The sequence below is a fragment of the Enterococcus ureasiticus genome (assembly GCF_001730285.1).
Classification (GTDB): domain Bacteria; phylum Bacillota; class Bacilli; order Lactobacillales; family Enterococcaceae; genus Enterococcus_L; species Enterococcus_L ureasiticus.
Map to the genome: position 1 here is coordinate 44555 of NZ_MIJZ01000014.1, position 20359 is coordinate 64913.

Annotated in this window: 23 protein-coding genes; 6 read left to right on the top strand and 17 right to left on the bottom strand. The window is 36.2% G+C overall.

The features are described 5' to 3' along the window. Nucleotides 1-8 precede the first annotated feature (8 nt). Nucleotides 9-707 carry a DUF554 domain-containing protein gene (locus tag BCR21_RS11030; protein WP_069646814.1) on the bottom strand — a complete coding sequence of 233 codons (699 nt, stop codon included), beginning with the start codon at nucleotides 705-707 and terminating at the stop codon, nucleotides 9-11. Nucleotides 708-937: 230 nt separating this feature from the next. On the opposite strand from BCR21_RS11030, the gene BCR21_RS11035 reads away from it, so the two are divergent. The 3 genes from BCR21_RS11035 (at nucleotide 938) to BCR21_RS11045 (ending at nucleotide 2737) form a co-directional block, all read left to right on the top strand. Next, a complete protein-coding gene (locus BCR21_RS11035) occupies nucleotides 938-1690 on the top strand; it encodes a threonine/serine exporter family protein (RefSeq protein WP_069646519.1) in 753 nt (250 codons plus the stop codon). A 54-nt stretch (nucleotides 1691-1744) separates the two neighbouring features. Next, nucleotides 1745-2227, top strand: a complete 483-nt coding sequence (locus tag BCR21_RS11040; protein ID WP_069646520.1) for a threonine/serine exporter family protein — start codon at nucleotides 1745-1747, stop codon at nucleotides 2225-2227. An 81-nt stretch (nucleotides 2228-2308) separates the two neighbouring features. Next, entirely contained in the window at nucleotides 2309-2737 is a 429-nt protein-coding gene (locus tag BCR21_RS11045) for a GNAT family N-acetyltransferase (protein ID WP_069646521.1), read from the top strand. 31 nt (nucleotides 2738-2768) lie between these two features. On the opposite strand, the gene BCR21_RS11050 is transcribed toward BCR21_RS11045, so the two are convergent. From BCR21_RS11050 to yycF, 7 genes are all read right to left on the bottom strand, one after another. Next, nucleotides 2769-3617, bottom strand: coding sequence for a TIGR03943 family putative permease subunit (locus BCR21_RS11050; protein ID WP_069646522.1), 849 nt, complete (start codon nucleotides 3615-3617; stop codon nucleotides 2769-2771). Between the two features lie 14 nt (nucleotides 3618-3631). After that, nucleotides 3632-4537 (bottom strand): permease, encoded by a 906-nt coding sequence (locus tag BCR21_RS11055; protein ID WP_069646523.1) that lies wholly within the window; start codon nucleotides 4535-4537, stop codon nucleotides 3632-3634. A gap of 266 nt (nucleotides 4538-4803) precedes the next feature. Beyond that, nucleotides 4804-5610, bottom strand: a complete 807-nt coding sequence (locus tag BCR21_RS11060) for an MBL fold metallo-hydrolase (RefSeq protein ID WP_069646524.1) — start codon at nucleotides 5608-5610, stop codon at nucleotides 4804-4806. A 53-nt stretch (nucleotides 5611-5663) separates the two neighbouring features. Then, nucleotides 5664-6545 (bottom strand): two-component system regulatory protein YycI, encoded by an 882-nt coding sequence (locus BCR21_RS11065; protein WP_069646525.1) that lies wholly within the window; start codon nucleotides 6543-6545, stop codon nucleotides 5664-5666. Next, entirely contained in the window at nucleotides 6545-7852 is a 1308-nt protein-coding gene (locus BCR21_RS11070; RefSeq protein WP_069646526.1) for a YycH family regulatory protein, read from the bottom strand. The genes BCR21_RS11065 and BCR21_RS11070 overlap by 1 nt, the downstream gene beginning before the upstream one ends. Continuing rightward, nucleotides 7849-9678, bottom strand: coding sequence for a cell wall metabolism sensor histidine kinase WalK (walK, locus tag BCR21_RS11075; protein ID WP_069646527.1), 1830 nt, complete (start codon nucleotides 9676-9678; stop codon nucleotides 7849-7851). The genes BCR21_RS11070 and walK overlap by 4 nt, the downstream gene beginning before the upstream one ends. A 6-nt stretch (nucleotides 9679-9684) precedes the next feature. Next, entirely contained in the window at nucleotides 9685-10389 is a 705-nt protein-coding gene (gene yycF / locus BCR21_RS11080) for a response regulator YycF (protein WP_069646528.1), read from the bottom strand. Between the two features lie 185 nt (nucleotides 10390-10574). Between yycF and BCR21_RS11085 the strand changes: the two genes are divergently transcribed. Beyond that, a complete protein-coding gene (locus BCR21_RS11085) occupies nucleotides 10575-11534 on the top strand; it encodes a S66 family peptidase (protein ID WP_069646529.1) in 960 nt (319 codons plus the stop codon). 50 nt (nucleotides 11535-11584) lie between these two features. Here the strand turns inward: BCR21_RS11085 and BCR21_RS11090 are convergent, their stop codons facing one another. Next, nucleotides 11585-11950 (bottom strand): MerR family transcriptional regulator, encoded by a 366-nt coding sequence (locus BCR21_RS11090; protein WP_069646530.1) that lies wholly within the window; start codon nucleotides 11948-11950, stop codon nucleotides 11585-11587. 196 nt (nucleotides 11951-12146) lie between these two features. On the opposite strand from BCR21_RS11090, the gene BCR21_RS11095 reads away from it, so the two are divergent. Continuing rightward, entirely contained in the window at nucleotides 12147-12914 is a 768-nt protein-coding gene (locus BCR21_RS11095) for an SDR family NAD(P)-dependent oxidoreductase (protein ID WP_069646531.1), read from the top strand. Nucleotides 12915-12973: 59 nt separating this feature from the next. Here the strand turns inward: BCR21_RS11095 and BCR21_RS11100 are convergent, their stop codons facing one another. The 8 genes from BCR21_RS11100 to BCR21_RS11135 all read right to left on the bottom strand — a co-directional run bounded on the left by BCR21_RS11100 (nucleotide 12974) and on the right by BCR21_RS11135 (nucleotide 19712). Next, nucleotides 12974-13639, bottom strand: coding sequence for an MIP family channel protein (locus BCR21_RS11100; RefSeq protein ID WP_069646532.1), 666 nt, complete (start codon nucleotides 13637-13639; stop codon nucleotides 12974-12976). Between the two features lie 196 nt (nucleotides 13640-13835). Beyond that, nucleotides 13836-14693 (bottom strand): DegV family protein, encoded by an 858-nt coding sequence (locus tag BCR21_RS11105; RefSeq protein ID WP_069646533.1) that lies wholly within the window; start codon nucleotides 14691-14693, stop codon nucleotides 13836-13838. Beyond that, the gene (locus tag BCR21_RS11110) at nucleotides 14686-15255 is read right to left on the bottom strand and encodes a DUF1836 domain-containing protein (RefSeq protein WP_069646534.1); all 570 of its coding nucleotides are present in this window, start codon (nucleotides 15253-15255) and stop codon (nucleotides 14686-14688) included. Before BCR21_RS11110 ends, BCR21_RS11105 begins: the two co-directional genes overlap by 8 nt. Before the next feature lie 147 nt (nucleotides 15256-15402). Next, nucleotides 15403-16026 (bottom strand): MarR family winged helix-turn-helix transcriptional regulator, encoded by a 624-nt coding sequence (locus tag BCR21_RS11115; RefSeq protein WP_069646535.1) that lies wholly within the window; start codon nucleotides 16024-16026, stop codon nucleotides 15403-15405. 192 nt (nucleotides 16027-16218) lie between these two features. Then, nucleotides 16219-16860: a TIGR01906 family membrane protein gene (locus BCR21_RS11120; RefSeq protein ID WP_069646815.1), complete on the bottom strand. Its 642-nt coding sequence runs from the start codon at nucleotides 16858-16860 to the stop codon at nucleotides 16219-16221. Nucleotide 16861: 1 nt separating this feature from the next. Then, complete coding sequence (locus tag BCR21_RS11125) at nucleotides 16862-17632, bottom strand: TIGR01457 family HAD-type hydrolase (protein WP_069646536.1); 771 nt, start codon at nucleotides 17630-17632, stop codon at nucleotides 16862-16864. Between the two features lie 6 nt (nucleotides 17633-17638). Continuing rightward, nucleotides 17639-18298: a YutD family protein gene (locus tag BCR21_RS11130; RefSeq protein ID WP_069646537.1), complete on the bottom strand. Its 660-nt coding sequence runs from the start codon at nucleotides 18296-18298 to the stop codon at nucleotides 17639-17641. A gap of 34 nt (nucleotides 18299-18332) precedes the next feature. Next, on the bottom strand, nucleotides 18333-19712 hold the full coding sequence (locus BCR21_RS11135) for a bifunctional metallophosphatase/5'-nucleotidase (protein ID WP_069646538.1): 1380 nt from the start codon (nucleotides 19710-19712) through the stop codon (nucleotides 18333-18335). Nucleotides 19713-19803: 91 nt separating this feature from the next. Between BCR21_RS11135 and BCR21_RS11140 the strand changes: the two genes are divergently transcribed. Next, complete coding sequence (locus BCR21_RS11140; RefSeq protein ID WP_069646539.1) at nucleotides 19804-20271, top strand: methylated-DNA--[protein]-cysteine S-methyltransferase; 468 nt, start codon at nucleotides 19804-19806, stop codon at nucleotides 20269-20271. Nucleotides 20272-20359: the final 88 nt, after the last annotated feature.

Consider the following 20359-nt stretch of genomic DNA (forward strand, 5'->3'; position numbering starts at 1 on the left):
TACGTTGATCACAGATAAAATTTCACTGTGATTATTCCGATCAAGATAAGAATTGCTGGCAAATAGTTGGATACTCTAATTTTAGTGATGTCCATAATATTCAATCCAATTGCAAAAATCATCAAACCACCGATCGCACTGATTTCCCCCATTAGTAAATCCAGCAGCTCTTTAGGAATATAACGCATCAAGACACTAGCAAAGACCGCAATAGTTCCTTGATAAAGAAAAACTGGTACAGCTGAAAAAAGAACCCCTACACCTAATGTTGCTGTCAACATGATCGACATAAAGCCATCCATTACAGCTTTTGTAAACAACGTTTGATGATTATTCGCCACACCACTTTCGATTGCACCAATAATTCCCATCGATCCAATCAGAAAAATCAACGATGCGGTCACAAATCCATCGGCAAAATTACTGCCTGGTTTTGCATAACGTTTTTCTAGCTTCAAGCCAAATCCATTCATCTTGTCTTCAATGCCTATTGCTTCTCCCAACATTGCCCCCAAACATAAACTGATTAGGATCACAATAAAAGACGAGGTTTTAAAAGCCATTTGAATACCTAATACTAAAACGCCTAGGCCAATGCCTTTTGTTACAGTATCTTTCATTTTTTCTGAAATATTGCGTAAAATAGCCCCCAGTAAACTTCCAAAAATAATCGCTAACCCATTAACCAAAGATCCTAATAAAATCATTTTTTCCATCCCAATCATTCTGTATTTCTTTCCTTTTTCCTATTATACGATAAGAAGTGTTACAGGGATATTCTAATGTCTAAATATTCTTATAATTAAGATGATTTTTTTGTTTGTGCAAATTGCTTGATAGAGTATTATCTTTTTATTGTTCCGTGCTATTTTTTCAGGCTATAATAAACTATACTAATCATAGATGAGATGATAGAACTTAAAAGTGAGGAAAATAAATGGCAACGATAGATATAGAAAAAGTCTTAGAAACTTGTTTGCTAGCTGGGAAAATCATGCTGGAAAGTGATGCTGAAATGTATCGGGTAGAAGATACGATGAGTCGGATTGCCTTGGCATCAGGAAATTATCGCCTTGTGAGCTACGTTACCCAAACGGGGCTTTTCGTGGGACTAGATGGCACATCAACCATTCGGATGGTCCAAATTTTAAACCGTTCGATTAATTTAGAAAAAGTATCCACAATCAATCAGCTTTCTAGAGAGTATGTCACTGGACTTTACACACTAGATGAGCTTTTAGAAAAGCTAAAAAGCTTAGAACAAGAACGAAAGTTTTTCCCTTTGTGGATGAGGTTTGTCAGTGCTGCGGTTGTCAGTGGAACGATCATGATTTTGTTTGGCGGTGTCTGGTCTGATTTACTTTTGACTTGTTTAATCGGCGGTTTGGGTTATATGCTTTATTACAGCAGTTTGAAAGTGTTACGTATTAAGTTTCTTTCGGAGTTTTTGGCTGCCTTCTTTATTGGTTGTGCAGCACTTTTAAGCAGTAAAATTGGGTTAGGCGTTAATCAAGATATGATCATTATTGGCTGTGTGATGCCGCTTGTCCCAGGTGTTCAGATCACGAATGCCTTACGAGATTTACTGGCAGGCCATTACCTTTCAGGTGTTTCTAGAGGAACGGAAGCAATGATGACGTCCTCCATGATCGGTTTTGCCATTGCGTTTGTTTTTCAATTGTTTTATTAGGAAAAACCTTCGCCAATTTAAGTCGCTCATTTATAAGAATCTGGAGGGTTTCGAATGATCAATTTACTGGTTCAGTTTTCATTTAGTTTTTTAGCTTCATCGGCCTATGCTATTATCACAAATGTGCCTAGACGTTCACTAGTTGCGTGTGGTTTATCTGGTGCTTCCGGCTGGATGTTTTATTGGTTTTCGATTCAATTAGGTGCTAATGCTGCTTTAGGCTCTTTATTAGGTGCTTTGAGTGTTGCCGCGGTTAGTTTTTTTTGCTCACGAAAACTAAAATTACCTGTTACTATTTTCAATATTCCAGGAATGGTTCCTTTAGTGCCCGGTGGACTTGCTTATCAAGCCGTACGAAATTTAGTTATAGGAAACTACGAAACTGCTATTTATTCAAGTGTACAAGCCATCATGATCGCAGGTGCAATTGCCTTAGGTTTAGTTTTGTCTGAAGTTTTGAATCATAATATTCGCAACTTTAGAGAAAAGCGGGAAATAGTCGGATTGATTAGAAACAAAAAAGAAAAGAAACGCTAGTTTTAGCTACCACATTAAAGAGGTGAATTGATGAGTGCTATCTGTATTCTTTCATAAATAACTATTAGGAGGAATAGAAAAATGATCAAAAAAATCAATACACTAACGCCTTTTGAATTAGAAGAGATAATGAAGATTTGGCTAACAGCTAATTGCGAAGCACATCCCTTTATTCCAGAATCTTACTGGAAAGATAATCTCGCTTTCGTAAGGGAACAACTACCTCAAGCTGATCTTTATACTTATAGTGAAAACAATAAAATCATTGCGTTTCTAGGCATGAATGAGAATTATATTGCTGGGATTTTCGTACTGAGTAACTATCGTAGTAAAGGAATCGGTCAAAAGTTACTAAACGAAGCGAAACGTACTCATGATACATTAAGTCTTTCAGTCTATGTGAGAAATCAAAATGCTGTGAAATTTTATAAAAAACAAGGATTTAAACAAATAAATCAACAAGTAGATAGTACTGGCGAATTGGAATATCAGCTTGCCTGGGAAAAATAAAAAAAAACAGCCGATTTTTGGCTGTTTTTTTCTAGAACGAACGATAAACATATTGGTTTTTTGGTTCTTCAACTTGTTTTACCTTCGTAACATCCACCATTGGAATCTCTCGTTTAAATGGTGCATAATAACCAGAATGGATTGTTCCGGTTACTTCTACCCAGTCATTATTTTTAAATGTCTGTCCTTCTGGCATATGTGTCAATAATCCAAATACTCCTGAATCTGCCACACAATGAATGATACCAAAACGAAAAACAAACATATTTGCTTCCTCATTTTGTGAAGAATTAAATGCAAAACCTTTATAAGAAATTGTCTTTCCAATAAATTCACTCGGATAATTATAGATCAGTTCCATCACTTCTAAGTAATTTTCTTCAGTAACAGTTACTTTATCATCTTCGATATAACTCGTTAACGCTTGTTTCATCTGTTTATCATAATCTGTTTTATCAAAATAAATGCTAGTATCCGGTTTTAGATACTGCGTTTGTACATCCGGATCACCAACAGATTCTTTACTTAAGGGAAAATTGAACCCCTTCGCTTCAACGATCGACGTATCCAAACTAACGGTTGGAAACATAAAACCGACAACCAAAGGCAATGCCAGTAATACATAAGCAATTCCTCTTTGGTAAGGCTTATTCAATCCATGATCATGCTCCTCTTCGTGATGATGATGATGTTCTGTTGTCTTTTTATCGTCCTCTTTATTCCATAGAATCAACTGAACCATCGCTAAGACGAAAGAAAGTAGCATCGATAAAATAGCTAAGTAGCGGTAATGAACATTTATATATTGATTCAACCTGCCCGATACTTGTAAAAACATCATCAACGTCGTATAGCCAATTAAAATCAAAAATCGAATCATCTTTTCTTCCCTCCTTAGATTGCTAATGCATAAAGACTAACAACAACCGTTACAATACCGACAAATTTTAACATAAAGGATGTCTTAAAATAACGTTTCATCATTAATAAATTTTTGATATCTACCATTGGTCCAAAAACGAGAAACCCAACGACTGGGCCATTACCAAATAAACTCAATAACGAAGAACCAATAAAAGCATCGGCCTCAGAACATAATGACAAAGTTGCGGCTAAAACAAGCATGACTAGAATTGCTAAAAGTTTTGTATACCCTAGCTGTAACATCGCACCTGTCGGTAAATAGGTCTGCATGGCAGCCGCTAATAGTGAACCAAAAATCAAATAACGTCCTGTATCAAAAAACTCATCGATTCCATGTGTGAGGACAGACCAGCATTTATGCCAAAACGTTTCTTTTTCATGTTGATGCTCTTCATCCTCTATAGCACAAGTGCTATCAAAAGCAGAATCCTGTAAAATCGGTTCTTTATTGATGTACGCCAACCAAACACCCACAACTAGCGCCACTAACATACTGCCAAGCACACGCCAAATAACAAATTTCACAGAATTTCCAAAAGCAATATAGGTTGAAAAAAGAACAATTGGATTAATGATCGGTGCCGTTATCATAAAAGCAAAAGCCGTATAGGTCGGCACATCTTTTTTAACAAATTGATGCACGATTGGCACAATTCCACATTCACAAGAGGGAAAAAAGAATCCTAAAAAACTTCCCACAATGATCGATAAAAATTTATTTTTAGGGAGTAATCGTTTCACTCGTTCCGGCGTTAAAAAAACATGTAATGCCCCTGATATCACGCAACCAAGCATAACGAACGGCAACGCTTCGATTACGATCGATAAAAAAATAGTGCCCATTTGCAAAACTGAATGAGGTAAAAACTGAAACATCTAATTCCTCCTACTGCTAAAAATAACACCAGCAATTCTATTCTTAGCATCTGTTTTTTTAACATTCCAAAATATAATTAACTATACTGCTACTGCCATAAAAATTCAAGGCAAGATATATTTAATTAAAACTTATATAACAATTTCATTGCATAACAAAAAAAGGTAGGATCTTTGGAGTCCTACAAATCACAATAATTACCTTTTGTGATTTGTGGGAACCCTTCAACCCTAACCGACTGTGTCTTGAGCTCTGTTTCTACCCATCAAATTGCAAATAACTCTGATGCTGATTCTGGATCTGTATCATAAACATTAAAGTCAAAGTTCACACCTAGACCCTTTTCAGCTAAAATCGACTCCATCGCCATCCTAGCATGCTCTTTGGTATTATTCTCTTTACTCAAATGCCCCAAATAAATTCTTTTTGTGTGATCCCCGATCACATCAGCCATTGTTAATGCACCATCATCATTAGACAAATGTCCTTTATCGCCCAAAATTCGTTGTTTTAAACTCCAAGGATATGGCCCCATTCGTAAAATTTCTAATTCGTGATTGCTTTCGATGAGGTAAGCATCCGCATCTTTGATCGTTCCACGAACATGATCACTGCAATAACCTGTATCTGTCAGCATCACAAACGAACGGTTATCTTTAAAGAAACGATAAAACTGCGGAGCCGCTGCATCATGAGAAACACCAAAACTCTCGATATCCATATCACCGAAGGTCAAAACTTTGCCCATATCAAAGATATGTTTTTGCTCAACAGCAACATTTCCAATCAAAGGATCCATCGCTGCCCATGTTTTTTCATTCGCATAGACATCTAATTTATATTTTCTAGCCAAAACACCGACACCATGAATATGATCACGATGCTCATGTGTTACTAAAATAGCATCCAAATCTTCTGGTTTACGGTCGACCTCAGCTAGTAAGGATGTAATTTTTTTTCCACTTAGCCCTGCATCTATAAGCAGCTTTTTCTTCTCTGTTTCAATAAAAAGGGAATTACCTGTACTGCCGCTAGCAAGAATGCTGATATTAAAAGCTTTTTCTTGACTCATTTTTCTTCTCGCTTCCCTTCTTTGGTCTACAGCTACTTATTATACATCCATCACTACTGATTTTCCACCTTTGGCACACTATTATTTGTAATAATCGTATTGCTCATAGCATTCACCTGTTCGATCTGTAAGTTATTACCGCTGGATTTGATGCCGACAAACCACACAGGAACATATACATTTTTCTCACGAATTTTATAAATTCTCGTATAAGCTAGCTTTCTAAAGGTGATTTTAGCGTTACTTGGAATCTTATTATTGATGTACAAGGTTTCGATTGCATCCCGTTCAGAAGATAAATCCATCTTATCACGTAGTTCTTCAATTCCTTGAATATGAGTTTGCGTATACTTATAAATTTTGTGTAAACCATCAGACTCATCTGATTTCTCTAATTTTAGTGAAATTTGAGCCGTATCATCTTTAAATGAGATACTCTTATAGCTTTGAGAAACGATAATTTCTGGAAACTCTCCATCTAAAATGGAAAAATCTGGTAAATAACGATATTGACTCCCAAACAGAACACTATCTCTATCATTTAAGAACGCTTCTAATGATTTTTCAACATTTTTTTCATCAATAAAGTAGCTTGTTTGAGCATAATTCATCTGAGGATAAACGGTTAATGAATTATCGACTACTTCGATTCCGTTTTTAAAGAAATTACGGTCTCTAGTTTCTCGTTCAGCCTGAATTGCATCATAAAAATTCGTCTGTTCACCGCTCAAATAGTATCCTTCTTTTTTTTCTCCGGAAAGCGTTCCTTTGTATGAAATCCCATCTTTACTTAATCGTTTTTCAATGCTATCGGTCTGATCAGAATAAGAAACATTGTTTTCTTCTTTTAACCCTTCTTGATAAATACCGAAAAGGAACATATTTAAGCCCAAAAAAGCAAGGAAAAAAATCCACTCAATTCGTTTGAAGTCCATTATTCCACCTCCAAATTCGCTAATTTTTCCAGTAATTCACGTTCTGGATACCATTTATTGTCATAGCGAATGTACCATTCTGGAGTGAGATCAACAACTTGCGTTATTTCCTCAATTTTATGCCAAGTATAACCGATCATCATTGAATTAATTTTTTCCGAATTCGCTCCATTTGCTATCAATTGTTCTAATAAGCTTTCAGTACTTTTCAAAACAACTTCTTCTTCTGAAGGAATCGGTACTTGAATCGTATCAACACTTGTTTCGATTACCACAGTTGATTTTTCAGCTTTGTCGTTTCCAATCGTGATTCGAACTTGTCCTTTATCATTTTCACTAAAGACTGGAAACCCTTCTACAAACGTACGATAATTGATCTCAGTATCTGTCCGATCAAAGTAGCGAATATTCCCCATGTTCGTTCCTAATTTTTTTATATAATTAAAACTATCAGAATAAATATTATCTTTCGCTGTCCTAGCTTCTATATTACCGTTGAAATGGATCGTCCCAAGTTTTTCGTCTACAGTCAGCCGTTCACTACCGCTTGTATAGGATAGATCCTTACTGTCTTCATTCGTTTGAATGTTATCGGTGTTAGAGAAAAAGGCATTTCTAAATTTTGTTACAGGTTGAGAGGCTAAAATATAACTATATTTTTTCATTTTTTGGTCTTCTGACAAATAGTAATGTTTCCCTGCAACAGCTTGTTGATCTGAAATTTGGTTATATTGCACGCCGACTTTGTTCATTAAATTTAAAACTTTTTCGTTATCCATTGAAATCGATGCTTCATAGACATCTTTACGGTTAAAATCCAAGAAACGAATTTTATTTTGAGCCAAATCCACTTGAATACACGTAAAGAAAATTTGATCAGCACTGAGATCCGTTAACTGAAGATTTAAATTATATACAGAAATATATTCACTTAATAAAAACGGTCCCTCATAAAGTAATTCAACCCCTAGTTCCATTGATAAGTATTTTTCAAATTGCTCTGAATTACCTACAACTGTTTGAGTCAATTTACCAAATGAACTATGTTTTATTTCGTTTTGAATATTCGTGATTAGATTTTCACTCGTATTCATTTCTGATTTTCCATTTTGCATACGAACCAAATGTAATGGTAAAAATACATCTGTGTCTAATCGTTCATTCACAACAGTAGTCGCAAGTTGTGAATCATTCTTGATTGGTTGTTCTTTCTTTGAAGAACTGATCCAAATGCTAACCGAAAAGTACAAACTGAGTAGCACTAGGAAAATCAAACCGAATCTTACAATTTTTTCTGTTATTTTCATTCCCACCAATCCTCCTCATAAGGTTCATAAGGCAAGGAAATATAAAAGGTAGAGCCTTGGCCTTCTTGACTTTCCACCCAGATTGTACCATTGTGAGCTTTTACTACTTCTCTTGAGATGGCGAGACCGAGTCCTGTTCCACCTTGTTCTCTCGCACGTGCTTTATCCACACGATAGAAACGCTCGAAGACCTTGCTGATATCTTTTTTAGGGATACCTAATCCTTGGTCGGTTACACTGAATACAACGTTATTGTGGGTTTCAAGTAGACGGCACGTAATTTCTCCACCATCTGGTGAGTATTTGATTGCATTATTTAAAATGTTATCCAAAACTTGAATCACTTTATCTGTATCTAATTCCACCCACAAATCACGTTTGGTGAACTCACGATGGATCGTATAATTTTTATCATTTGCTTCAACCATCATATCAAAACGGTCCAAAACAAAATTGATCAATTCATTGAAATTGACATATTCTAACTGTAATTCACCGTTACCAGAATCCATTCTTGAAAGATTCAATAAATCATTGATCATCCGAATCATTCGATCCGTTTCTTCCAAGGTGACTTTTAAGAAATTAGGTGCGATCTCAGGATTTTCCCAAGCCCCTTCACTCAGCGCTTCAATATAGCTCCGCATACTTGTTAAAGGCGTCCGTAACTCGTGTGAAACATTTGAAACGAATTCACGACGTTCACGCTCATTCTTCTCTTGTTCCGTTACATCATGAAGCACACAAACAAGTCCCGTTATAAAGCCAGATTCTCGGCGGATCATTGCAAAATCAACACGAATGATCATTTGGTCTTCTTCCATAGATGACAAAGAACGATCAATCAAAATCTCTTCTGGCTCTTCCAATAATTTCCGCAGTGTGTAATCCGTTTCGATATCTAATAATTCCAGCAAAGAAGAGCCAATCACATCTTCGTCTTTCACATTTAATAAAGAAAGGGCCATTTCATTGATTGTAATAACTTTACCTCGCCTATCTGTCGCAATTACCCCATCTGTCATGTGGGCCAGTACGCTATCTAAACGATTCCGTTCAGCTTCCATCGTTTCTTGTGCTTCTTCGATCCGTTCAGAAAGCTGATTGAAGGTTTCTGCCAGTTGGCCTAACTCATCTTTACCATAGACTTTGACTTTACCAGTATAATCTCCCTTGGCAATTCGTAACGCTTGTTCTCGCATTTCGCCAATTGGTTGAGTAATCGATCTTGCAATCAAAATCGTAACAATAATCGAGATCGCACCAGCTATTAGTGAAGCCGTAAAGAAAATTCGAGCCGTGTCAGTAATCTCTTGATATTTGTTTTCTGTATTACTCTTAACATAAAGAACCCCGATGACTGTGTCGCCAGTCGGGGATTGGATAGGCTGAACATTGATATATACACGTTTATCATTATCAATAGCTGAATATTTTTTTGTACTAAAGTCATTCAAGTCACGATAATCATTTTTCTTACCAACGATGCCTTGCCGATTTAAATCGCTTGTTGCTCTTACAATTCCTTTATCATCAACTACACGAGCTTCAATCGTTTCAGAAGCTGAAAAATCACTTAATGTTTTTTTCAAATTGGCATCGATCTCTGTTCGATCACGGTCTTTTTCACCTAGCTTTTGACTGAGCGTGCTGGCTAGTTGGAAGACCTGTCGATCAACATTTTGTTTGTAGTCATTAATTGTTGTCGATTCCAGTTCACGGATGAAGTATCCACCGATAATTTGGATCGCAATCAATAATAACAAAATAAATGACAATGCAATCTTAAAATTTACTGATTGAAAAAAGTGAACTTTTTTCTTCATAATTCACTACTCCTGTTCAGGGTTTCGAAGATAGTAACCGACACCTCGACGTGTGACTAAATAGGTCGGATGACTTGGACTGTCCTCAATCTTCTCTCTTAAACGGCGTACAGTAACATCCACTGTACGAACATCACCAAAATAATCATAACCCCAAACCGTTTGAAGTAAATGCTCACGAGTCATCACTTGACCGATATGTTTAGCTAAATAATAAAGCAATTCAAACTCACGATGCGTCAACTCGATCTTGCCGCCACGTTTTGATACCATATAAGCATCTGGATGGATCGTCAAATCTCCGATCGTAAGTTCCGATTGTGTCGTTGATTCTGCTTCTTTAGCATTTGTAGCACCACGGCGTAGATTTGCTTTTACCCGGGCTACGAGTTCACGATTAGAGAATGGTTTAGTCACATAATCATCTGCACCTAATTCTAATCCTAAAACTTTATCGATTTCAGAATCTTTAGCTGTCACCATAATGATTGGCATATCATAGGTTTTACGCACTTCTCTTGCTACTTCTAGTCCATCCATTTTTGGTAACATCAAATCAAGGATTATCAAATCCGGTTCTACTTCTTTTACTTTTTCAACAGCTTCTTCACCATCATAAGCTGTGAAGACTTCATATCCTTCTTTAGTAAGGTTGTATTTTACAATATCCGAAATCGGCTTTTCATCATCTACAACTAATATTTTCTTCATATAAGAGGCACCTCTTTTTTCTTTTGTCTTTTCGTAGTCTAACCATATTCTCTCTCATTATACCTTATTTTGTCCACTGTTTCATCTTTGAGAAAAAATCCTTACCCTTTCTTATCTATATCTTGCAAAAACAAAGGCTTTCTGACTATAATTAGGAATAAGTTTTTTTAGAAGGAAGCGATAAAATGAAAGCACCACGATTACAAGCAGGTGATGAAATTCGAGTCATTGCACCATCTAGCAGTTTTTCGCGTTTAACGGACCTGGGTATTAAATCCGCTGAGGAAAAATTGACAGCTTTAGGGTTTAACGTCACCTTTGCTGAACATACGAATGAATATGATATCCTTGGCTCTTCTTCGATCATGAGCCGAGTTAAAGATCTGCATGCAGCTTTTTCTGATGATCATGTCAAAGGAATTTTAACAGCGATTGGCGGTTTCAATAGTAATGAATTACTGCCTTACCTTGATTTTGAACTAATTAAACGACATCCAAAAGTTTTTTGCGGTTATAGCGACATCACAGCATTGTGTAATGCGATTACGGCTAAGACAAAATTACTTACGTATGTAGGCCCACATTTTTCTAGTTTTCAAATGGATGAACTGCAAGATTATCAAACTGAAACTTTTTTGCATGCAACCACTGATGAAAAAGCGTTTGATGTATCTGCCTCTGAATCATGGAGCCAAGATGAATGGTATTTACCCGACCCAAAACGTACATTATTAGCCAATGATTGGAAAGTCTACAGCCACTCGGCCCCTGTGACTGGAACTTGTTACGGCGGCAATTTAGGTACTTTTCAATTGCTTTTTGGTACTCGTTTTTTACCAAATCTCGAATGTGCTATTTTATTTGTTGAAACTGCTGAAGAAGATGATTATCATGATTTCGCTCGCGGATTAGCCGCCTTGCTCCAAGTAGTGAAGCATCCTAAAGCCTTACTGATTGGACGGTTTCCTAAAGAAACCGAAATGACCGAAGAACGGCTTTTAGCAATTCTATCTAAATATCCTTTATTACGAGAGATTCCTGTGATTTATGATATGAACTTTGGTCATACACAACCGATTTTTACAATCCCGATCGGAGATCAAGCGACAGTCGATACAACAACAAAAATGATTACTTTTTTTTAAATAAAAACCATATACTGTTTGCTTTTTTCAACAATCAAACAGTATACGGTTTATTTTTTATACTTTTTTTCCATCTGTTCATATAACGTAATTTTATTATCCAGTAAGTCAAGATGACTTTTCGCTCTTTCATATTCGGTTAGGATTTTTATCCGATGGTTTAATAATAAGTTTTTGCGTTCTGTGATCGTTGAATCTCCGAGATTTCTTAACTGAGTATATTTTTTTATTTCCTTTAGCGAAATACCTGTGTTTTTTAGCTTGATCACAAAATTCGCCCACTCCACTTCTTCTTCACCAAAAACACGATAATTGTGTTCATCTCTAGCTGGTTCAATCAATCCTTCTTTTTCATAATACCGTAACGTGTGCTCACTGATGCCAATTTTTTTTGCAAATTCACTGATTGTATACATATTTTCCACCTTCTTTTATTTTTCTCTTGCTTTAGAGTCGTCTCTAACCCTTATACTTCGATTGTACCACTCAGTTTACGTTTTAGCATCATCTTGTTTCACGGGCTAGCACTACGCTCTGCTTCGATCTCATCAATTCCTAAAATCTGTCAGAGTTGAATGAGCCCACTACACTTTTAAATTAGGAGGAATTTTTATGAAGTACACAGTAATCACAGGCGCAAGTTCTGGAATTGGGTTGGAAGCCGCCAAAGCATTTGCCAAACTAGAGAAAAATCTTATCTTAATTGCTCGAAGGACTGATCTACTTGATCATTTGAAAGAGGAAATTTTATTAGAACATCCTACTCTTGAGATCGTGAATAAAACCGTCGACTTATCTCAAAAAGAAAACGTACTTGATTTGTACCAGGATTTAAAAATTTATGACATTGAAACATGGATCAATAATGCTGGTTTTGGCTATTACCATTCAGTCGCTGACCAAGATTTAGAAAAGGTCAGTCAAATGTTGCATTTGAATATCGAAGCCCTAACGTTACTATCCTCTCTTTATGTCACAGATTATGAAAACAAAGAGAATACACAATTGATTAACGTTTCTTCTTCTGGTGGATACAAAAATGTTCCAAATGCTGCTACGTATTGTGCAACAAAATTTTATGTAAGTGCATTTACTGAAGCGATTGCTTTGGAGTTACAAACCAAAGGATCTCCCCTTAAAGCAAAAGTCTTAGCACCAGCCGCTACTGAAACAGAATTTGCTCAAGTTGCCAATGGCTCAAAATCTTATGACTACATTAAAGGTTTTGGAACATTTCACACTGCAAAAGAGATGGCTCAATTTCTCATAGAACTTTATCAAAGCCAAGAAGTCGTCGGACTTGTTGATCGTAATACGTTTAAGTTTGATTTGTCTGGTCCAATTTTTGCTCATTACCAAACTGGAATAAAAAATATGTAATGGTCTTACACAAAAAAAGTGCTTGATAGAATGATTCTATCAAACACTTTTTTTTGCTTTTACTCTTCAGTATCAAGTAAGTATTTGCCAACTAAAGCAGCAAGTACACCACCAATCAGTGGTGCTACGATAAATAGCCAAACTTGAGATAATGCTTCTCCTCCTGCAAAAATTGCTGGACCTAAGCTTCTAGCCGGGTTGACAGATGTACCAGTTAGCGGAATTCCCACTAAGTGAATCATTGTTAATGTCAAACCAATCACGATTCCTGCAAGTTTCGCATTGCCTTTTTTGGTACTTGTGACAGTCATGATAACCAAAACAAAAATAAATGTTAAAATAATTTCCACGGTTAAAGCACCAACTGCGCTAAAGTCACCAAAACCATTTTGACCTAAGTTTGTTGTTTCTCTTCCTGATGCATTCAAAATTGATAGCAAAGCAAAAGAAGCAATCAAACCACCAATGATTTGACCAACGATATAATAAACTAAATCCATTGTTGAGATTCGTTTATTGACCCACATCCCCAATGAAACTGCTGGATTTAAATGAGCCCCAGAGATTGTACCAATGCTGTAAGCTGCTGCAATGATCGTCAAACCAAAAGCTAAAGCGATCCCAGTTGTACCAATACCTTCAATCCCGCCTCCTAAAACAGCTGTTGCTGTACCAAAGAAAACCAAGATAAATGTTCCAAGACATTCTGCAATTGCTTTTTTCATATATTCCCCTCCCTTCACTTTTATTCTTAAATAGATTATCACATTCATGAAAGTTTTCGTGATAGTTTCAACTAAAATTGAGAGAAAGTTCAATGAGTAATATCTCAATATGATTGATACATATAATCATAAGAGGAAAATAAAAAGAATACCAACAAAAAGCATCTAATAAATGCTCTTTTGTCGGTATTTAAATTTAGTCTAACAATTGGATTCCAATCCCTAAAAGTCCTGGTCCTGTGTGAACAACTAAAGCTGGACTGATCGTACCAAAATAAATCTTTTCTGCTTGAGGAAACTGTTCCTTCAACTTTTCGTAAAAGCTTTCCGCTTCTTCTACTGCTTGTCCTTGGGCAACTGCTAACACGAATTTCTTATGATCTCCAATGAAATCTTTTACTAATTCGAACGTTTTATCCAAGCTTTTCTTTCTACCACGTGCTTTAGCTACAGTATGATAAACACCTTCACCGTTACAAGAAATAATTGGATTTAATTTTAACGCCGTTCCTAAAATCGACGCAACCAAACCGATCCGTCCACCTTTTTGCAAATATTCAAGCGTCGCAACATTGAAAAAGACTTTGGCTTTCGCTACATTATTCGTTAATTTTGTTTTAATTTCATTCCACGGAAGGCCTGCTTCGACCAATTTAGCTGCTTCAATCGCTTGAAGACCACTACCTATTCCGATATTTTTTGTATCCAAAACGAATGTTTCTAATCCTTCAAATTCTTCTGCAATCAAACGAACCACATTAAATGTTCCGCTCAATCCGCTGGAAATTGTCACAGCCAATACTTTTTCATAACCGTCTGCTTTGATTTTTTCAAAAATTTTCGTGATTGTTTCACCATCTGGCAATGATGTACTTGGAATCTCTACAGCTAAACGCTCGTAAACTTCTTCTGGTGTGATATCTACTTTATCTGTATAAATGCGGTCTTTATATATAATTTGCAACGGAATCATGTACATCCCATATTGTTCAACTAACTCCCTAGGCACATCTGTCCCCGAATCTACTAGTAATGCAATTTTCTCTTTATTCATCCACTTTTTCTCCATCTTCTTCTAATTTTTTTTGTGCTAATTCAATGACCTTCTCAGTAAATAATTTGGTGGCAAATGATAAAGTTGCACCTTTTACAATTAAAAATTCTACTGGTATAGGTTGATTAAAAGCTGCGACTGGTTCATTTCCTAAGGCTTGAGCAACAACTACTGCCAAAGCTGCTTCTTGTTCGTCACAAAAAAGATTATATGCTTCACGAATACCAACTGCTGCACCTTGATAAAGAATGCCTTGTTTGATTTCCGGTATAGTTAGAACTTGCTTTAATAACGTAATGGCTATTAAAAAAGCCAAATGCTTTTGATTGTAACGTTTTTTATTTGGGGCTGGTATCAGTCCTAATTTCACATAATTATTGACCATCGACGAAGTCAGCAAGGTATGCTTTTCCTTTAAAATAACTGGTGACAAGTACCGTTCAACTAGTGTGATGACTTGATCCATATATAATTCTAATTCGGGCAATTCATGCCATCGTGGCAAGTGGACATCCACCAATTCTTTTCCCCAAATTTCTAAAGAGGATTTTATTTCATTCACAAGATCCCTCCTTCTATTTACTAAAACAGTTTAACATTCTTTCCAAAAACATTCAATCTAGTTGTTGAAACTAGATTGAAAATAGTAATAAAAAAACAAGCTTTCTCATTAAAGAAAGCTTGTTTCACTATATCCAATCAACATTTATTAAAAATCATTAAACCCATCATCGTCTTCTGTATTTCGTTTGAACGAATCAAAACCGAATTTTCCTCTTTTTGGAAAATCAGGTGATCCAAACATATCACGAGGATCAAATCCTGGCTCCATTTTACCAGGACCTCCACCAAAACCACGACCGTGTCTGCCACGCATATGAGGACCTCTAAAGTCACGCTCTTCTTCAGGGATTTCTGCTTCTAGTGCTTCGAGCAATTTACTCATAATGATTTTGAATGATTCTTGTTCAGATTCTGATAATACATCAAAAATCGTTTCTTCTTCTTGCTTACTATTATCAGCAGCTGCCATTCCGGCTTCCGTTAAACGGATCACCATCACTCGACGATCGCTTTCCAATGGTTCACGACTTATATAACCATTTTTCTCTAATTTACCTAAGAGCTCACCTAAAGATTGCGGACGCATATCTAACAAGTAAGACAGCTCTTTTTGCGTTGTTTCTGGTTTAAGTTTTAACAGATTTAAAACTCTCCCTTGCCCTCTATGCGGATTCCCGAAAGGTCCATGTTCTCTGCGACGTTTCATAAAATATCTTTGCATCATTGCTTGTAAGCTTAGAAACTGTTCCATCAATGTTTGTTCTTCCATAATAGATTCCTCCATAAAATATAATATAAATCAGGTACCTGTTTTATATTATAAAGGCACCTGTTTAAAATGTCAACAATTAATGGATATGAATAAATTGGTGTTATCACTTCCTTTTACGAAGCTACCTGTGTAATAAAAAAACTCCAGAAGCAACTCATTGAGTCTGATTCTAGAGATGTAAAATTCTATCTATAATTTTTTTAATTCCCTTTTTCCTAAAACGATTCCGATAAAGAAGAACAGTTCCAGCAAAACAAAAAACAAAATAAAACTATGCATAAAATATTGTTCTGGTAAAACATTGATGATCGGGTCAGTAGCCGGATCAAATAACCAGTCATCGTTATTAAAAAATACGCCATGGAATGCCACAAAAAATTGATCGAATCCAATAGCCATTAAAACACCAAAAAATACTGGAATGATCATTCCCCATTGAAACGGACGAATCAAACGCCATACTCGTTTTGACTTGATCAAACGAAAAACAAAGATGCCGCTTGGAATCACTGTCACGAGTAGTACACCATAGCAGAGTAAAAAAAGACGTTTTACTTCGTAAAAATGGAATGCTCCACTTTTTGATGATGGAAAATCAGATAATTTCAATGTATGATTAAACGGATTATTTAAATAGGCCATCAACTGATCAAAGTTTTTTAGTAATGTTGGCTTGTCCATATCTACATAATCTAATATCTTTAATGAATCGATATCAAAAACATATAACAGACGAAAATTGATAGTGATCGCAATGCTTAAAGAAATGATCGTCAAAATCAAACATACGATTCCAGCTCGCTCTCGCCAAATCCAACCTTTTTCTTTCATATCAAAAAGTCCACTCATCCAAAGAATCCACTACATAGGTGGGTTGTTCAGGTAAACTTGGAACTGCTGATTTCGCCGTAAATCCAGACAAAACAAGTAAACTATCGATTCCATTTTGAAGTCCTGACTGAATATCTGTTTCATAGTTATCGCCAACCATAATAACATCTTCTTTATTCATTTTCATGACTTTTAGCGCTTCATTCATAATAATCGCATTTGGTTTTCCGATCATGATTGGATCTGTCTGTGTTGCGGTTTGGATTAAAGAAATAAATGAACCCGCTCCAGGTAATAAACCACGTTCTGTCGGGATACTCTTATCTGGATTGGTGCCAATAAAAGTTGCACCATTTCGTATGCACAGAGCAGCCGTAGCGAATTTTTCATAATTAATATTAGTATCTAGCCCCACAATAACATAATCTGGTTCTTCTTCATCCCATTCAAAACCTGCAGATAAAATCAAATCAACAAGACCAGATTCTCCGATTACATAAACTCGGTTTCCTTTACCTTGTTCTTTCATATAATCGATTGTCGCAAGGCTTGCTGTATAGACAGTCTTAGCTGATACCTGAATATCAAACTCCTGTGCTAATCGATCAGCGACTGCCTCAGGTGTTTTTGTTGTATTATTGGTCACAAAAAGAAAAGGCAATTTCAGTTCTTGGAGGCGTTCAACAAATCGTTTCCCTGCTGGAATGACTTCTTTGCCTAAATAAATCGTGCCGTCTAAATCAATTAAATATCCATTATATTGCTTCTTCACGAATGATTACTCCTCACGTTGACGAATAGTAAATGAACGACCTTTATTCGTATCGTTCTCTTTCTTACCAATGACAGCTTTTTTCGGTTCATTTTCTTTACGGTTCTTGATCACTGGTTTCGTTTTATTAGTCACTGGTACACGTTTTTCTTCCGTGTGTGCTTGCGTTTGATTCACTGGTTTTTTATTTGGTTTCTTGCGCCGTGTTTGTTGTTTTTCACGTTTCCCACCAACTCGTTCGATCACAAAATAAGCACAGCCAAAATTGCAATATTCATATAAATAATCTTCTAGTGTATCGATTCTCTGTTCAGGAGCTGCTTTACGATTGGATTCATTGAAAAAACCTTTCAAACGAAGTTGATCGTAGCCCCAATCACCAACAATATAATCATATCTTGAAAGAACATCACTAAAACGTTCTCCTAATCTTTCTGCATCAAAGGCTTCCCGATGATTTTTTACTAAAAGATACTCGCGAGCACCGATCGTTACGTGAACATCATCAATGAGTGTTACGATTTCGCCTTTTTTCTTTTCTTTGACAGGTTCTTCTTTTATCTCTTCAAGGACAGCTGTGATTTCATCTGTTAAGGTCGCTGCTGGTTCTTCTTTATGTTTAACTGGTTTAGTTGATTTGTATGGTTTTTTTACTTTTTCTGTCATTTTTTCACCGCCTAGATTTTATTATACCTTGTTTTTATAGGATTGGGTAGTGCTCGTTCAAGTAGTTAGCTAAAACGGTTCGGATAAATTCCGGAAAGATAAAGTCAACTTCTCCCGCAAGCTCGATTGTTGGGAAAAAAGGAATAAACATGAAATGGTCAACAGTGGTAAACGTATACTTCCGTTCTAAATCAATCGGCTGATTTTGCCATAGGACTTGTCTTTTCTGTTTATCATACTTTAGTCCATCATAATATAGTTCACCAAATACTTTACCGCGAAAGCCCATGCCTGTAATTGGAAACTTACGCAAGTAATGTCGGTTTTTTTCCATTTCTTTGACCATTCGAATCAGTTCAGCACCAGACAAAGTCACACGAATCAAATGCATTGGATGAGGCAGTGTTTCATGCAGTTGATCTGCATCAACGATTCCTTTTGGTATGTCTGATAAAAATAAGCCATTGTTTAAAATCGCAACATCCGTCTGCCCTTTTTCTTTCAAAGCTTTTAAAGTGGTTACGATCAAGGGATGTTCAGCATTTAAATCAACCAATAAAGAATGGGGAATTGCTGCGATTTTTTTTGCTTTTAATAACTGATGACCTACTCCCGTATAGTCCTCTATTTCACTTTGATCTGTAGATAATGTAGGCAGTTCCGCTGTTGATACTGCTTTGGCTTCACTACGAACAATTTTGCCATTATCGATTGTTAGATGAACTTCCCCAATATAATAGCCAAATTTCCCAGCAGCTGAAAGCTGTGTGCCGTTGATTTTTTCACCATGTTTAAATAAATGATGGGTGTGGGAACCTAGCAATACATTGATTTCTGGAAATTCATTGGCGATTTTAATATCTTCATCGATACCCAAATGGCTCATTAAGACTAAAATGTCACATTGCGGCTGGATTTCTCTGATCAATTGCGGCAGCATCTCTTTCGTTGAACGAATATCCCAACCATTTGGATTATAAGTCAAAGGAAAAGGTGCAGTTAGCGCAATCAAACCAATTTTTGTTTTTTCTGTTGTTTCGATAATTTTATATGCTCTTACCCAATCAGGTGCTTGTCCATTTTCTAGATCAAATAAATTTCCTAATAAAACATCAAAATTCCGATGATCATATAAATGATTCAACTGCTCTTTAGAATTTCCAACACCTTCATTATTTCCAATTGTTGCTGCATCATAGCCAATCTCATTCATCAGCTCAATATTCGCTTGACCATCGGTTGCTTCAGTCAATGGATGCCAACGATCAACAAAATCTCCTAAGTCGACGGCCAAAACTGTTTTACCTAATTTCTTATATTCTTCTTTTTGACCTATCAAATATCTTCTGATCTTGGGCCAATTTTCTAAATGTGAATGTAGATCATTTGTATGAAAGATGACGATTTCTTCCATTGTATCGCCCCCGATTTCAGTTTATAAAAGTATAGTACCATACTTCTCGATAGAGTATAATAAAGTAACCACACAAACAAAGGAGAAAAAAATGAAAATTAACGTTCCGTTCGGCTCGATTTGGTTGGATGCTGATGATGAAGGTCTAAGTGCTCTTTCTTTTTTCGAGATCGCTCATCATAAAACGAATCATTTTACAGAACTCGCTGCCAAAGAACTCACAGAATATTTTGCTGGTAAACGTACACATTTTACTGTCCCTTTATCCATTCACAGCGGTACTGAATTTCAAAGAAAAGTCTGGCACGCGCTTTCTCAAATTCCTTTTGGTGAAACTCGCAGTTATTTAGATATTGCCCAAACAGTTGATTCACCCAAAGCTGTTCGAGCAATTGGTCAGGCAAATAGTAAAAATCCCATCCCAATTATTGTCCCCTGTCATCGAGTGATTGGCAAAAATGGAAAATTGACAGGTTACTTAGGTAGTTCTGAGCATGATGGGCTTAGTATCAAAACGTTTTTACTGCAGGTGGAACATGTGCCCCTCGATAAAAATTAACTTTCTATAACAACAAAAATAATGAGAAACAAAACGGTCTTCGTTCTGCTTCCCATTATTTTTGTTGTTGTCTAAATAGAATGAAAAA

Coding starts and splice junctions, on each gene's coding strand:
- BCR21_RS11095 (WP_069646531.1), top strand. CDS start 12,147: ATGAAGTACACAGTAATCACAGGCGCAAGTTCTGGAATTGGGTTGGAA.
- walK (WP_069646527.1), bottom strand. CDS start 9,678: ATGAAGAAAAAAGTTCACTTTTTTCAATCAGTAAATTTTAAGATTGCA.
- BCR21_RS11065 (WP_069646525.1), bottom strand. CDS start 6,545: ATGGACTTCAAACGAATTGAGTGGATTTTTTTCCTTGCTTTTTTGGGC.
- BCR21_RS11140 (WP_069646539.1), top strand. CDS start 19,804: ATGAAAATTAACGTTCCGTTCGGCTCGATTTGGTTGGATGCTGATGAT.
- BCR21_RS11055 (WP_069646523.1), bottom strand. CDS start 4,537: ATGTTTCAGTTTTTACCTCATTCAGTTTTGCAAATGGGCACTATTTTT.
- BCR21_RS11115 (WP_069646535.1), bottom strand. CDS start 16,026: ATGGAAGAACAAACATTGATGGAACAGTTTCTAAGCTTACAAGCAATG.
- BCR21_RS11050 (WP_069646522.1), bottom strand. CDS start 3,617: ATGATTCGATTTTTGATTTTAATTGGCTATACGACGTTGATGATGTTT.
- BCR21_RS11130 (WP_069646537.1), bottom strand. CDS start 18,298: ATGACAGAAAAAGTAAAAAAACCATACAAATCAACTAAACCAGTTAAA.
- BCR21_RS11030 (WP_069646814.1), bottom strand. CDS start 707: ATGATTTTATTAGGATCTTTGGTTAATGGGTTAGCGATTATTTTTGGA.
- BCR21_RS11040 (WP_069646520.1), top strand. CDS start 1,745: ATGATCAATTTACTGGTTCAGTTTTCATTTAGTTTTTTAGCTTCATCG.
- BCR21_RS11100 (WP_069646532.1), bottom strand. CDS start 13,639: ATGAAAAAAGCAATTGCAGAATGTCTTGGAACATTTATCTTGGTTTTC.
- BCR21_RS11135 (WP_069646538.1), bottom strand. CDS start 19,712: ATGGAAGAAATCGTCATCTTTCATACAAATGATCTACATTCACATTTA.
- BCR21_RS11105 (WP_069646533.1), bottom strand. CDS start 14,693: ATGAATAAAGAGAAAATTGCATTACTAGTAGATTCGGGGACAGATGTG.
- BCR21_RS11035 (WP_069646519.1), top strand. CDS start 938: ATGGCAACGATAGATATAGAAAAAGTCTTAGAAACTTGTTTGCTAGCT.
- BCR21_RS11090 (WP_069646530.1), bottom strand. CDS start 11,950: ATGTATACAATCAGTGAATTTGCAAAAAAAATTGGCATCAGTGAGCAC.
- BCR21_RS11060 (WP_069646524.1), bottom strand. CDS start 5,610: ATGAGTCAAGAAAAAGCTTTTAATATCAGCATTCTTGCTAGCGGCAGT.
- BCR21_RS11085 (WP_069646529.1), top strand. CDS start 10,575: ATGAAAGCACCACGATTACAAGCAGGTGATGAAATTCGAGTCATTGCA.
- BCR21_RS11070 (WP_069646526.1), bottom strand. CDS start 7,852: ATGAAAATAACAGAAAAAATTGTAAGATTCGGTTTGATTTTCCTAGTG.
- BCR21_RS11045 (WP_069646521.1), top strand. CDS start 2,309: ATGATCAAAAAAATCAATACACTAACGCCTTTTGAATTAGAAGAGATA.
- BCR21_RS11120 (WP_069646815.1), bottom strand. CDS start 16,860: ATGAAAGAAAAAGGTTGGATTTGGCGAGAGCGAGCTGGAATCGTATGT.
- yycF (WP_069646528.1), bottom strand. CDS start 10,389: ATGAAGAAAATATTAGTTGTAGATGATGAAAAGCCGATTTCGGATATT.